At 54.3% G+C, this 15,078-nt stretch carries 11 protein-coding genes; 2 read left to right on the top strand and 9 right to left on the bottom strand.

Annotation, left to right across the window (positions count from 1 at the left end; all coding sequences use genetic code 11):
- Nucleotides 1–72: 72 nt before the first annotated feature.
- From typA to uraH, 9 genes are all read right to left on the bottom strand, one after another.
- Nucleotides 73–1,908, bottom strand: coding sequence for a translational GTPase TypA (gene typA / locus AC3CHX_RS22250; protein ID WP_488630160.1), 1,836 nt, complete (start codon nt 1,906–1,908; stop codon nt 73–75).
- A gap of 254 nt (nt 1,909–2,162) precedes the next feature.
- Nucleotides 2,163–3,131 carry a tRNA pseudouridine(55) synthase TruB gene (gene truB, locus AC3CHX_RS22255; RefSeq protein ID WP_488630161.1) on the bottom strand — a complete coding sequence of 323 codons (969 nt, stop codon included), beginning with the start codon at nt 3,129–3,131 and terminating at the stop codon, nt 2,163–2,165.
- Nucleotides 3,132–3,272: 141 nt separating this feature from the next.
- On the bottom strand, nt 3,273–3,662 hold the full coding sequence (gene rbfA, locus AC3CHX_RS22260) for a 30S ribosome-binding factor RbfA (RefSeq protein WP_488630162.1): 390 nt from the start codon (nt 3,660–3,662) through the stop codon (nt 3,273–3,275).
- Between the two features lie 136 nt (nt 3,663–3,798).
- Nucleotides 3,799–6,666, bottom strand: coding sequence for a translation initiation factor IF-2 (gene infB, locus AC3CHX_RS22265; RefSeq protein WP_488630163.1), 2,868 nt, complete (start codon nt 6,664–6,666; stop codon nt 3,799–3,801).
- Between the two features lie 50 nt (nt 6,667–6,716).
- A complete protein-coding gene (gene nusA, locus AC3CHX_RS22270) occupies nt 6,717–8,276 on the bottom strand; it encodes a transcription termination factor NusA (protein ID WP_488630164.1) in 1,560 nt (519 codons plus the stop codon).
- Nucleotides 8,273–8,761 (bottom strand): ribosome maturation factor RimP, encoded by a 489-nt coding sequence (gene rimP, locus AC3CHX_RS22275; protein WP_488630165.1) that lies wholly within the window; start codon nt 8,759–8,761, stop codon nt 8,273–8,275. The genes nusA and rimP overlap by 4 nt, the downstream gene beginning before the upstream one ends.
- A gap of 329 nt (nt 8,762–9,090) precedes the next feature.
- Nucleotides 9,091–11,073 carry a 23S rRNA pseudouridine(2605) synthase RluB gene (rluB, locus tag AC3CHX_RS22280; RefSeq protein ID WP_488630166.1) on the bottom strand — a complete coding sequence of 661 codons (1,983 nt, stop codon included), beginning with the start codon at nt 11,071–11,073 and terminating at the stop codon, nt 9,091–9,093.
- Between the two features lie 10 nt (nt 11,074–11,083).
- Nucleotides 11,084–12,037, bottom strand: coding sequence for an SMC-Scp complex subunit ScpB (gene scpB, locus AC3CHX_RS22285; protein WP_488630167.1), 954 nt, complete (start codon nt 12,035–12,037; stop codon nt 11,084–11,086).
- A 455-nt stretch (nt 12,038–12,492) separates the two neighbouring features.
- A complete protein-coding gene (uraH, locus tag AC3CHX_RS22290; protein WP_488630168.1) occupies nt 12,493–12,846 on the bottom strand; it encodes a hydroxyisourate hydrolase in 354 nt (117 codons plus the stop codon).
- A gap of 258 nt (nt 12,847–13,104) precedes the next feature.
- Between uraH and puuE the strand changes: the two genes are divergently transcribed.
- Together puuE and AC3CHX_RS22300 are read left to right on the top strand one after the other, a co-directional pair.
- Entirely contained in the window at nt 13,105–14,058 is a 954-nt protein-coding gene (puuE, locus tag AC3CHX_RS22295) for an allantoinase PuuE (RefSeq protein ID WP_488630169.1), read from the top strand.
- A gap of 195 nt (nt 14,059–14,253) precedes the next feature.
- The gene (locus tag AC3CHX_RS22300; protein ID WP_488644901.1) at nt 14,254–15,015 is read left to right on the top strand and encodes an outer envelope protein; all 762 of its coding nucleotides are present in this window, start codon (nt 14,254–14,256) and stop codon (nt 15,013–15,015) included.
- The last annotated feature ends 63 nt before the right edge of the window (nt 15,016–15,078 follow it).

The following is a 15,078-nucleotide window of genomic DNA, read 5'->3' on the forward strand; positions in this document are numbered from 1 at the left end:
ACTTAAGCCGCACACCGGCAGCAAAATCAGCTGGCGACTATGCTTCGCCGCCCGACTTAATGCGTCGCTGGATCAAGCGTCGCGCGATGCTTTTTTACGATCGTTTTCTTTCAAATAACGCTTACGCAGACGGATGCTCTTCGGTGTGATTTCGACCAGTTCGTCGTCCTCGATAAACTCAACCGCATACTCCAAAGACATCTGGATAGGCGGCACCAGACGCACCGCTTCATCGGTACCCGACGAACGCACGTTGGTCAGTTGCTTACCCTTGATCGGGTTAACCACCAGATCGTTATCGCGCGAGTGAATACCGATGATCATGCCTTCGTACACTGGATCATTGTGGCTGACGAACATGCGGCCGCGTTCTTGCAGTTTCCAAATAGCGTAAGCAACTGCAGCGCCATCGTCTTGAGAAACCAGCACACCATTGCGACGACCACCCAATTCGCTCTTACTGTTGTCGACCGGCGCGTATTCGTCGAACACGTGGCTCATCAAGCCGGTGCCGCGCGTCAGTGTCATGAATTCGCCCTGGAAGCCGATCAAGCCGCGCGCAGGAATACGATATTCCAGACGTACACGACCTTTGCCGTCCGGTTCCATGTTCTGCAAATCGCCACGACGGCGACCCAGCTCTTCCATGACACCGCCCTGGTTCGTTTCTTCGACATCGACTGTCAAGTTTTCGTACGGCTCTTGACGCACACCGTCTACCATCTTGTACACAACGCGAGGACGCGAAACAGCCAGTTCGAAACCTTCACGACGCATGTTTTCGATCAGAATGGTCAGATGCAATTCGCCGCGACCGGACACTTCGTATGTCGAATCGTCGTTCTCAGCCTGTACCACGCGCAAGGCCATGTTGCCCTTCAATTCGCGGTCCAGACGATCACGGATCTGGCGGGTGGTCACAAACTTCCCTTCACGGCCTGCCAGCGGCGAGTTGTTCACCATGAAGTTCATGGTCAGTGTCGGCTCATCCACTTTCAACATCGGCAAGCCATTTGGCGCGTCCGGTGCGCAAATCGTGGTACCGATACCGATCTCCTCGATACCATTGATCAGCACGATGTCGCCGGCCAATGCTTCGTCAACCAACACCCGCTCCAGACCCTTGAACGTCAGAACCTGATTAATCCGCGCCCTGGCCGGCTTGTCATCCGGACCATTCATGATCACGACGTCTTGCAAGGCTCTGACACGACCGCTCAGGATACGGCCAACGCCGATCTTGCCGACGTACGACGAGTACTCCAGCGATGTAATTTGCAATTGCAACGGACCGTCCGGATCATCTTCACGCGCAGGAACGTGTTCCAGCACTGCGTCGAACAGCGGGACCATCGTGCCTTCACGTGTTTCCGAATCCAGGCTGGCGTAACCGTTCAGCGCAGATGCGTAGACGATTGGGAAATCAAGTTGTTCTTCAGTCGCGCCCAGCTTGTCAAACAGCTCGAAAGTCGCGTTGATGACCCACTCAGGACGTGCACCCGGACGGTCAATCTTGTTGACCACAACGATAGGCTTCAGGCCCAGTTCCAGCGCTTTACGCGTCACGAAACGGGTTTGCGGCATCGGACCTTCGACCGCATCCACCAGCAGCAAGACGCTGTCGACCATCGACAACACGCGTTCAACTTCGCCACCGAAGTCTGCATGGCCCGGGGTATCAACGATGTTGATATGGGTACCGTTATATTCGACCGCGCAATTCTTTGACAGAATCGTAATGCCGCGTTCTTTTTCGATATCATTCGAATCCATCACGCGTGCATCGACGTGCTGGTTATCGCGGAAAGTACCGGATTGGCGCAAAAGCTGGTCGACCAGGGTCGTTTTGCCATGGTCGACGTGAGCAATAATGGCAATGTTGCGGATAGCGCGTTTTGAGTTTGACATATTGTTATGGAGATTGAGGAATTCAGTAAGGAATTCGGTAATTAACGCAGCAAGTGCGCGGTAAAAGCCCGCGCAGTACAAACCCTGAAAGGCCTGGTCAATGCAGCGGAATTCGGGAGGCCGGGCATTATAACATAATGCGGTGCATGAAACGCCAAAAGCCTTGTGATTTCAAAGGGTTGCCGACTGCAGTCCAGTCACATTATTGTAATAATGGCACCCGGACGCAGGCCTGATTGCAGCACTTGTCACAGCTACTTTTGCAAGGTGGTCGCAACCAGTCTTTCAGGCGCCAATACGCCATAGTCGTGCAACTGCGCAGTACCCAACAATTGCCGCGTTGCTGCAGTTGTCGACTGGCCCGCGTCAACGGCTTGGCGATACACCCGCACCCGACCTATCGTGGCGGGCAACGGGACACCCTCTTTGGCGAGCGTCAAGCGTTGACCGTGCAAGAAGCGCTGCGCCAATAATTCTGGCAGCATCACTTCCGGAAATGATAATAAAAGACTATCAACCGGAGCCAACAACGCAGCTCGCTCGGCTTCCGGTGTCGCCATCAACGTATCCAGCGTAACGCATCCCGCCAGCATTAAATGCCCGACCTGAATCCGACGCAATGCTTGCAAATGTGCGCCGCAACCCAATGCCGCACCAATGTCTTCGCCCAACACGCGAATGTACGTACCTTTGCTGCACATCACACGCACCGTCAAATACGGCGCCTGATAGTCGAGGAATTCAAGCAAGTGTATCGTCACATCGCGGGCCTCACGCTCCAAGGTGATTCCAGCGCGCGCGTATTCGTAGAGCGGCTTGCCATCGCGCTTGAGCGCCGAATACATCGGTGGGACTTGCTTGATAGCGCCGCGAAATTGCGCCAGCACGGCATCAATCTGCTCCTGCGTCACATCAACATCACGGGTCGCGAGCACATCGCCCTCGGTGTCACCTGTGGCCGTGGCGATACCCAGATGAATCACGGCTTGATAAGTCTTGTCGGCGTCGAGCAAATCCTGGGCGAACTTGGTTGCCTCGCCAAAACACAGTGGCAAAACGCCGGTCGCAAATGGATCAAGCGTGCCAGTGTGACCAGCTTTTGTTGCATTCAGCAAGCGCTTGGCTTTGATCAACGCATCGTTGCTCGACCAGCCTACCGACTTATCCAGCAACAAAACGCCATTCAGCGGGACGCGCATTCTTTTGGGCGAGGTTGGCACCATGAGTGAGAGTACTTTTGATGGTGGCGATGACAAACTTACTTGGCATGGCCGGATGAATTGAAACGCAGCCGATGAATCAATTTTTTAACCGATCCGTCAGCTGGTCATGTAGCGATTTGGGTCTTAACGAGCGTTTCCGACTCAATCCTCGCCGTCGTCTTTGGCACGCGTCGCGTTTGCCAGGTCTATCAATTGCGACATCTGGGCGCCACGGGCAGTCGAATTATCGTGATGAAAATGCAGTGCCGGCAATGTATGAATTGTCAAACGCCGCCCCAACTGATTGCGCAAAAAGCCAGCAGCCTGGGTCAAGCCGGCCACCGTATTACGAATCGCCTCTAGGTCATCATTGAGCATCGTGAAAAACACCTTGGCATGCGCATAATCAGGTGTCACTTGTACTTCAGTGATGGTGATCATGCCGACACGCGGGTCTTTCAACTCGAATACGATGATTTCCGACAGATCGCGCTGGATCTGATCCGCCACGCGCAATCCGCGTCCCGGGATGGATTTACTATGTTTAGCCATATCTCTACTTAGCCGTATCTTTCACTAATAAACTGCGCTGAACAACAGAATACTACAAAAGGAAAATCGGGCCTGAGGCCCGATTTTCCTGACTCATACACACTTGCATGCGCATGCTTGCATCAATGCCTGACGATTAAAGCGTCCGTGCGATTTCTTCGACTTCAAAGATTTCGAGTTGATCGCCTTCTTTGATATCGTTGAAGTTCTTCAGGGTCAGGCCGCACTCGAAGCCAAACTTGACTTCTTTTACGTCATCCTTGAAGCGCTTCAGCGAATCCAGCTCGCCGGTCCACAAGACCACGTTGTCGCGCAACAGTCGTACCGAAGCACCACGTTTGACCAAGCCTTCGAGCACATAACAACCGGCAATCGCGCCGACTTTGCTGACCAGCAGAACCTGGCGAATTTCGACCAGGCCCAGTGATTGCTCGCGTTTCTCTGGTGACAACATGCCCGACATCGCTGCCTTGATCTCATCCACTGCATCATAAATGATGTTGTAGTAACGGAGATCAACGCCGTTAGCTTCCGCCATTTTGCGCGCCTGCGCATCAGCACGTACATTAAAGCCGATGATGACCGCTTTCGAGGCCACCGCCAGATTGACGTCGGACTCGGTGATGCCACCAACAGCGGCGTGCACCACTTGAACCCGCACTTCGCTGGTCGACAGTTTTTGCAACGACTGAACCAATGCCTCTTGCGAACCCTGTACATCGGTCTTGATGATCATCGGCAGGTTCTTGACCTCGCCTTCGGCCATCTGGTCGAACATGTTTTCCAGCTTTGCCGCCTGCTGTCTGGCCAGCTTGACGTCGCGGAATTTACCTTGGCGGAACAGACCGATTTCACGCGCTTTGCGTTCGTCGACCATAACCATGACTTCTTCGCCGGCAACCGGTACTTCGGTCAAGCCTTGGATTTCGACAGGGATGGAAGGACCCGCTTCGCTGATCGACTTGCCATTTTCATCCAGCATTGCACGCACACGGCCATAGGCCGAGCCAGCCAACACCACATCACCGCGCTTCAACGTGCCGGACTGAACCAGTATGGTTGCCACCGGACCACGGCCCTTGTCGAGCCGCGCCTCAACCACCAGGCCACGTGCTGCCGTGGTAATCGGCGCTTTCAATTCCAGCACTTCGGCCTGCAGCAATACCTGCTCCAGCAAGGCGTCAACACCTTGACCGGTTTTTGCCGAGACCGCTACGAACGGCGAATCGCCGCCGTACTCTTCCGGCACAACTTGCTCGGCGATCAATTCCTGCTTGACCCGATCCATATTGGCACTAGGCTTATCGATCTTGGTAACCGCCACGACCAGCGGCACGCCCGCTGCCTTGGCATGGGCAATCGCCTCTTTCGTTTGCGGCATCACGCCATCATCGCCTGCTACTACCAGAATCACGATGTCGGTCGCTTTGGCACCACGCGCACGCATTGCCGTAAACGCTTCATGGCCCGGCGTATCGAGGAAGGTAATCATGCCTCCCGAAGTTTCGACGTGGTACGCACCGATATGCTGCGTAATCCCGCCAGCCTCACCGGACGCCACTTTGGAACGACGGATGTAATCCAGCAACGAAGTTTTACCATGGTCGACGTGCCCCATGACCGTCACTACCGGTGCGCGTGGCAGCAATTCCGCATCTGCCTGTTCTTCACCGTCGGCCAGCAGTGCTTCCGGATCGTCTTCCTTGGCAGCATGTGCAGTGTGGCCCATTTCTTCCACCAGGATCATCGAAGTTTCCTGATCCAGCACCTGGTTGATGGTGACCATTTGACCGAGCTTCATCAAATGCTTGATGACTTCCGATGCCTTCACTGCCATTTTGTGGGCGAGTTCGGCGACGGTAATGGTTTCCGGAACATAAATGTCCTTCACCACCGCTTCAGTCGGCACTTGGAAATTGGTCTCGTGATCGTCGCTATGCGAATTGCGACGTCCTTTGCCACCACTACGCCAGCCATCGCGACCGCCACCAGCGTTGCCACGGGTTTTGATACCGGCACCGCGCTTTTTGGCGTCGTCGGACCAGGTCGATGAAACATTCGCAGACTTGATCGATTTTTTGTCGACCACGACCTTCTTGTCGTCTTTTTTCTCGCCGGGCTTTTTATCAGCAGGCTTGTGCAGTGTTCCCGCTGGCGCTTTCACGACAACCGGAGGAGCAACAGGCTCAGGTGCTTTGATGACGCGGCGCGGCGCGTTCATCATGGCCTTGATCTGCGCCACTTCATCTTGCACGGCTTTACGAGCGCGCTCGGTGGCGGCAGCTTTTTCAGCAGCTTCCTTGGCGGCTTCCGCAACTTTTTTCTTGGTGTCTTCAGCAGCTACGCGCTTCTTCTCTTCCTGCTCGGCATCGCCAGCAGTTTTCACTGGCGCCGGAGTCGGAGTTGAAGAGGCCACAGGTGCTGCTGCAACAGCGGCTTTCTTGGCGTCGATTTCAGCTTTCTTGGCTTCGCTTTCGGCCTTTTTAGCATCGCTCTCAGCTTTTTGCGCCGCTTTTGCCTGCGCCTCTTTCTCAGCTTCGAGCTTTGCCAGATGTTCCTGCTTTTCGCGCAGTTCAGCTTCCTGACGCACCATCAACTCGGCTTGCCGACGCGCTTCTTCTGCACGACGCGCCAACTCTGCTTCGTCAACTATCGGTGCCACAGGCTCGACTGGCGCCGCAGGCGCCTCCACCACCGGCTCATCGCGCTGGACGAAAGTACGCTTCTTACGCACCTCAACCTGGATGGTGCGCGATTTACCGGTCGCATCAGCCTGCTTGATTTCGGTGGTTTCCTTGCGGGTCAGCGTGATCTTCTTTTTCTCGCCATCTGTCACTGCGCCATGCGAACGGCGCAGATGTTCCAGCAGACGATCCTTGTCTTCTTTTGACAGGGAATCATCAGTCGAATCTTTCGGGACGCCTGCTGAACGCAATTGCGTCAACAACAAATCTGCAGGCATCTTTAGCTCGGTGGCAAATTGGGCTACATTGTTACTCGCCATTCAGTCCTCTTTTCTATGTGGCGCGGTAGACGACATTGGAACCTCGCGGATCACTTGGCTTCCGCGGTATTCCATGCTTTAGCCTGTAAGGCTTTGGCACGATCATCGTACTTGGCATCGATGAGTTTCATCTCATCGTCGGTCACATCTTTAAATTCTTCTTTAATCAATTGACGGGCACGGTCAGCTGGCAAAGCCAGAATCGCGCCGAATTCGTCATACGCCAGACCAGTGAAAGCTGCCAGAGTCTTGACACCAGCCAAGCCTAACTTTCCAGCAACAACACGGTCCATGCCGTCGAAATTGACCAGTGCATCTTCCATGCCTTCCAGTCCTTCTTCCGAGGCAATCGCTTGCGTCACCAATGCATCGCGTGCACGGTTACGCAGCTCGCTGACAGTCTCTTCATCAAACGATTCGATTTCCAGCATTTCGGTAATCGGCACATAAGCGATTTCTTCGAGGCTGGCAAAACCCTCTTCCACCAGAATGTCGGCAACCTCTTGATCGACATCCAGCTTTTCCATGAACAGCGCACGGATCGCTGCAGTTTCGACCGCTGACTTGTCAGCCGACTCTTCCGCCGTCATGATATTGATTTGCCAACCAGTCAACTCTGCCGCCAGACGTACGTTCTGGCCACCGCGACCAATCGCGATTGCCAGATTTTCAGCGTCGACGACGACATCCATCGCGTGCTTTTCTTCATCGACCACGATAGACGAAACGTTGGCCGGAGCCAGTGCGCCAATAACGAACTGGGCAGGATCTTCCGACCACAGCACGATGTCGACGCGCTCCCCACCCAGTTCACCAGTAACTGCCTGCACGCGCGAACCGCGCATACCGACACATGTACCGATAGGATCGATACGCTTGTCGCTTGTATACACAGCAATCTTGGCGCGGACACCAGGGTCACGCGCGGCCGACTTGACTTCAAGCGAACCTTGCTCGATCTCGGGTACTTCGAGTTCGAACAACTTCTTGATGAAGTCCGGCGCGGTACGCGACAGAATCACTTGCGGGCCACGTGCATTGCGGTCTATCCGCAGAATAAAGGCACGCACCCGGTCACCGATGCGCAGGTTTTCCTTAGGGATCGTCTGGTCACGCGGCAAACGGGCTTCAATCTTGCCCGACTCGACAATCGCGTCGCCGCGCTCCATCCGCTTAATGGTGCCCGTTACCAACGAATCGCCGCGCTCCAGGAAGTCGGCCAGAATCTGTTCGCGCTCGGCGTCACGGATACGCTGCAGAACTACCTGCTTGGTGTCCTGCGCAAAACGACGACCGAATTCAACCGACTCAATCGGCTCTTCAATATGGTCATCCACTTCGACATCGTCGATTTGTTCTTTTGCTTCAAACAGCAAAATTTCCTGATCCGGCAATTGCAGACCGGCTTCGTCAGGCACCACATGCCAGCGACGGAACGATTCGAATTCACCAGTTTCACGATCGATAGACACGCGAATATCAACGTCACCCTCGTAACGCTTCTTGGTTGCCTGCCCAAGTGCATGCTCGAGCGCGCCGAACACTACGTCTCGGTCGACGTTTTTTTCATGCGCGAGCGCATCGACCAACAATAAAATTTCGCGACTCATGCTTTGCGACTCCTAAAATTCACCTGCGGCACCAAGCGTGCCTTGTCTACGTCAGCGAGCGTAAAATCCAGCAGCGCTGACGACCCATCGTTTGCTTCAAATTCGAGTTTCAGATTATCGCCATCCGGCGCCAGCAACACACCCTGGAACGTTTTCCGATGGGCAGCGCCAGGCATAGGCAAACGCAACTTGATAATCACTTCCTTGCCGGTAAAGCGCACATAGTCCGCGTATTTCTTCAACGGGCGATCCAGACCCGGCGACGACACTTCCAGCCGCTCGTAGACAACATTCTCAACGGTCAGCACGTGCAGCAACTGGTGCGTCACTTTTTCGCAGTCCTCTACCGTGATAGCCCCATGTTCGGCATTTTCGGCGGCAACATCGATGAACACGCGCAACAAGCCTCCTGCGGCTTTTTCGAATTCAACCAACTCATAGTCCATGCCAACCACGGTTTTTTCAATCAGTTCCAGCAACTGCAAGGCGACTCCCCATTAAAAACAACGCACGCACCATCAAGTCAAAACCCTGTCACAAATGTTTAGCAAAAAAAAAATGGGCATCAGCCCATCTTCTTATCGCTTGTTATTTGAAGCAGGCTTTCACAAGACCAGTTGCGAAATGACTTCTGTTAACTTATAGATTATAAGCGATTAACACGGCTGCCGCAATGTGGAAACCGTCTTTTGTTAACTACTGTAAATTTTAAATAGCAAATCAGCTATTGCCGGATGGCAAGTCTCCACCAATTCCATTCCGCAGCCGCACGCCTTACCGGGCAATGCCGCTCGCCACCAAATTTTACGCAAACTTACCCACGCGGACGTCGACGCGGCAAACCAGGGATGCCCTGATGACCAGCGACTGGCGTTCTGCCGTCCGGGCGCGCGGGACGCGTATTGTTGCGTCGTTGCCCGGCATCAGGGAAGCCAAGTGCGGTTTGCAATGGATCCGGCTGGCGGCTGCGCTGACCTTGCGGACGCCCACCCTGACCCTGCCCTTGACCCGGACCCCTCCCCTGGTTCTGACGTGGCTGCCCGTAACCCTGACCTTGCCCCCTGCCAAAACCCTGACCCGGATTTTGCGGATAGCTGCTGCTGGCACGATTCCCATTCGGCTCGCGATCTTTAAAATCACCGCGGGCCTTGTTGGCAGCGCCTGGCGCCACTGCTTTTTCCAGTCCATTGGCGGCCATCATTGCCCGCACAGCGTTCTCGTCCAACTCTTCCCAGCGACCACGCTTCAGGCCGCGTGGCAATGTCATTGCACCATAGCGTGTACGGATCAGGCGTGAAACAGTCAGGCCGATTGCCTCGAACATTCGACGCACTTCGCGATTACGACCTTCGCCGATCGTTACCCGATACCATTTGTTGATGCCCTCACCACCACCATCAGCAATCTTCGAAAACTGTGCGGTACCATCATCCAGCTCAACCCCTGCCAATAATTTCTGACGCATGCCCTGCTCCAACTCGCCGAGCGTACGTACCGCGTACTCACGATCAATGTTGTAGCGCGGATGCATCAGTTTGTTGGCCAAATCGCCGGAGGTCGTGAACAGCAACAATCCTTCGGTATTGAAATCGAGGCGACCAACAGCCAGCCATTTCGCCGCTTTCATATTTGGCAAACGGTCGAATACCGATGGACGGCCATCAGGATCGTTATGACTGACAATCTCGCCCGCCGGCTTGTGATACACCAGCACGCGCGGCGGACGTTTGGAAATTTTCCGTTGCAACAATTTGCCATTGATGCGCACCTGATCGGTAGGCAGGATGCGCTGACCGATATGGGCTGGCTCACCGTTGACCGACACGCGACCGGCAATAATCAACTCTTCCATGTCGCGACGTGAACCCAGGCCAACGTCTGCCAGCACTTTGTGCAATTTCGGCGCGTCATCTTCAGCGGTCAGATCGCGACGAACATTTTTTTGTGGCGCATGACGACCAGCGGCCCGACCACTGGTCTCGTCTTCTGTTACCAGATCATCGAATTCTTCAGATGTCACAAACGAAAATACCTCATCCGCATCGGCGACACGAGGAGCACCCTGCGGGCCTCTTTGACCTGGGCGACCTGGCTGGTTATGCGGTTTTTTGGCCTGCTGACGGTCGCGCGAGTTCGTATTATTCAGACTATTGCCGTTACGACCGTCACGCCCGGGGGTACGGCCTTCATTGCGACCGCCAGCACGCGCATTACGATCGCCACGCTCATTGCGTTCATGCCGTGGAACACTTGCCGGAGCGGACGCGTTATCGCGATTTCCATTTGCCTCGGACGGCTCAGACGACTCAGACGCATCAACTGCCACTACCGCATCCGACGACGCAACGACGGGGGCTTGAGCTGCCACTTCGTGCACACGTGCGGCACGATTACCGCGCAAGGCACGCGGGCCGCGGACGCCACGACGGACCGGCTTTTCGGCAGGACTGGCTTCGGCAGGTGAAACAGTCGCCGCTGGCGCCTCTACCACTGCATCAATCGCCGGCGCCGGCTTTGCTCTTGGCTTGCGGGCACTTTTCTTGGCAATGACAGCTTCCGGTGCAACGTCAATCAACACCTCTTTTGCGACAGGCTTCTTGCGCGGCGCACGTTTGACCGGCTCCTTGGCAACAGGTGACTCAGCAGATGTGCTGGGTTCTTTAGCACTTGCCTCCACCGCCAACGGCGCATCAACAGGCGCTACTTTGCGCGCTCTCGGCTTTTTGGCCGGCTTCGACTCGGGGGTGGTGACAGTAGCGTCGACTTTCGGCGCGTCATTGGAACTAGGTGGATTCATTATTCAGGTATTAGTTGTGCCGACCGGGCATGGCATCATCAGCTGACTCAAGCGCAGGGTCGTTGGTAAAAACTTCATTCGGTGCAACTGATAATTCAGCCGGCTGTGTGTGCGTGAGTTCAACCGACACTATTGCATCCATGTCGCCCACCTCCACCGCATGCTCAGGAGTTGCTTCTGGTGCTTCTTTAACTTCCACAAATTCTTCGGCAAGCGCTTCGATCGGGTCTTCGACTGGCAAGGAGATGCCATCCTGTTCGGTATCAGTATCGACCATTACATCCACAGAACCGGTGCCGCTCTCACACTGCGTCACGCCGGCATCAGCCACTCCTACGCTAACGACAGCATCTCGATTTGCCGCCAAATTCGCCTCAAGATCGGCTTCCAATGCTTGCAGTTCCAGCAATGTGCCTTCCTGCATATCATTTTTAGCGACCTGCTGTAAGGGCGGCAATTGATCCAGCGAGGTCAGGCCAAGATCGTCCAAAAACTGTTTGGTAGTTGCAAATAGTCCCGGTCGCCCCGGCACATCGCGGTAACCTATGGCTTCAATCCAGCCGCGCTCTTCGAGCATCTTGATTGTTTGTGAGTTGACTGTTACGCCACGAATTTCTTCAATATCGCCGCGTGTTACAGGCTGACGATAGGCAATAATGGCCAGAGTTTCAAGTGTCGCGCGTGAATATTTAGGCGGTTTTTCCGGATTCATGCGCTCCAGATAGACCTTCATCTCAGGCCGACTTTGAAAGCGCCAGCCAGTCGACAGGCAGACCACCTCAATACCTTTATCAGACCAATCGGTGCGCAATTCTTCCAGCATCAATTTGATTGTATTCGCATCGATTTCACTGTCAACGTCGTTATGGACCACATAGAGTTTCTTCAAGTCGTTAATCGACAATGGCTCATGGGCACAGAGTAGCGCTGTTTCGAGGACTTTCTTCGCCTCAACAATATTCATGTACGACGTATTTGTTAAAATTTTGTTAAAAAATGTGCAGAGGTTAGGTTCAACGACAGGCAATGCGCCGTCTACAACCTGGTCAAATTGAAACTCGTTGATACTGCCGTCCGGCGCCCGTTAGAGGAGGTACAAAGTTGGGCGGGGACTATAAGACTTGGCGGTGGGGCGAGGTTATCGCTTGCCATGCACCAATCTACTCTTTTCTTTTGGTGCAGTAGGCGATTTAAGAACCAGCCAGACTATTTTTCAAAAGATATTGCGCGGAGTTTAACACAAACCTTTGCAGGAAAGTGGGGGGAATTTTAGAAGATGCAGGTAACTTGCAGGGCCCTGGTGCGGGTTTCCTGGTTGGGGGGGGAATGTCTCTCGAACAAGCGCCGGCAAAAAATTGAGCAGTGCACCAAGCGCATGCGCGTCCAATCATGGGCGCGCATTTATATATCACCAGCTTGTCAGCTACCGCGATATGTTGAATACGACCACGGCGACACCACCAGCGGCACGTGATAATTCTGCTCCGGATTGGCAATCCCGAATGCCAGCGTAACGCGATCAACGAAACGTGGCGTCGGCACGCTCACACCTTCAGCAGCGAAATAGTCACCCGCCGAAAAAACCAGCTCATATTGCCCGGCCTGCATCTCCTCACCTTGCAGCAACGGCGCATCGCAACGGCCATCGGCGTTGGTCACCGCATTTTTCAACAGCGTTTTGCCATTGGCAGTCACCACATACAACGCAATTTTAACGCCAACGCCAGGTTTGCCCTGAGTGATATCCAATACGTGCGTACTTAACTTCCCCATTATTTTTTCCTTAGATCGACCAATTAAAAGCAATTTCCGATCAAATGATATACCTCAGGATGTAGGTCAATATACTAGCGCGCATATATTAATCATGGCATCAGACTACATAATCCGTATATCGTAAATCAGAATCGCCCAGCAAATCGAAGCTGCTCAGTATCTGTAGTGAACGACCGGGGTAGCAGGATTTTGAACAAGTTCTTACAAGCAACGAAAATAAGAGACATTTGATAATAGACATTTATATACTACGCCATGACTACCCCTAATTACTATCCGCGTGATCTGGTCGGCTACGGCCGCACTCCCCCACATCCGCAGTGGCCAGCGCAGGCCCGCGTAGCCCTGCAATTTGTCCTGAATTATGAAGAAGGCAGCGAGAATTGCGTGCTTGACGGCGACGCCGGCTCCGAAACTTTTCTATCTGAAATTATCGGCGCACAAAGCTTCCCGGCGCGCCACATGAGTATGGAGTCGCTGTACGAATACGGCTCACGCGCCGGTCTGTGGCGCTTGCTGCGTTTGTTTGAAGAACGCAAGTTGCCGCTGACGATCTTTGGCGTGGCGCGCGCGTTGCAGCGCAATCCTGAAGCCACCGCTGCTTTCCAGCAACTGGGCCACGAAATCGCCTGTCATGGCTTGCGCTGGATCAGTTACCAGAATATCGATGAAGCCACCGAACGCGCGCACATAGCCGAAGCGGTCAGCGTCATTCAACAATTGACAGGTAGCGCACCGCTCGGCTGGTACACCGGTCGCGACTCGCCCAATACCCGAAAGCTGGTGATGGAACATGGCGGCTTCAGTTATGACTCCGATAACTACAGCGATGATCTGCCGTTTTGGGAGCAGGTCGCCATCAGCGGCCCGAATGGCGAAACACGCACCAAACCGCAGCTGATCGTTCCTTACACACTGGATACCAACGACATGCGTTTCGCCGCAGCACAGGGATTCAACTCCGGCACGCAGTTTTTCGATTACCTGAAAGATGCATTCGACGTGCTGTATCACGAGGGCGACCCGCAAGGATTGGACCAGCCGAAGATGCTGTCGATCGGCTTGCATTGCCGCGTGGTGGGTCGTCCTGCGCGCGCTGCTGCATTGGCACGCTTCCTCGACTATGTGCAGTCGCATGAGCGGGTCTGGATCGCGCGCCGCATCGACATCGCCAATCACTGGCGCGCCACGCATCCATTCGCTGCATAAAACGATTTTCACCGCCGTGGCGGTTCCACGGATTAGCCATCCATCATATACAAAAGATGGAAGTATTCATAAAACACAGGAGACACCATGCAGCAAACCCGCCAGATAACCGGTAAATTACCAGCAACAGCAAACCGCGTCCGTAATAAGGCAATAGTCACAGGCAGCCTGATCGCGCTCTCGGCGCTGACCTGCATGCAGGCAGCTAAAGCCGCCGACTGGAGCGACACCTCCATCGGTTACCGGTACGGCACCAAGTTCGCCGAGCCGTACAACGACCAGGACATCACGAAAAACATCATCAACTTCACACATGCCAGCGGTTACAAATACGGCACCAATTTCTTCAACGCCGACTTGCTGATGTCTGACCACAAGGATGACAATGCGCAGGAAGCGTACATTACCTATCGCAACACGCTGGACATCGGCAAGATCAGCGGGAAGGACTTCAAGTTCGGTCCGGTGCGCGACCTCGGCTTTACGCTCGGTTTCGACTGGAATACCAAGAACGACAATAGCTACGCATCGAAAAAGCGCATGCTGGTAGCCGGTCCGACGCTGATGATGGATGTGCCGGGCTTCCTGAATATCAGCGTGTTCGCGCTGCGCGAAAGCAATGAGCCGATAGGCGTAACCAGCCGCTACACCTACAAAACGCATGCCATGCTCAATGCGGCCTGGGGCATCCCGATCGCTTCGACTGGCCTGGCATTCGAAGGTTATATGAACTACATTGCGTCCAAGGGAAAAAACGAATTCGGCGGCCCCACCAGTCCCGAATTCAACTTCGACGGTCAAGTGATGTATGATCTCGGAACCCAGTTGGGCATGGGCAAGAACACCTTCCGTGTGGGTCTGGAATACCAATATTGGAGAAACAAGTTCGGCAATCCATCGAATGTCCCCGGCTCTTTAGCCAAGACGCCGATGATCCGCGCCGAATATCATTTCTAAGCGACGGCAAACGCAGCGATTCAGGGGTACGCCAACGAAACGCCCCTGTATCGCGTATCATCT

It is taken from the genome of Glaciimonas sp. OK215 (assembly GCF_057787885.1).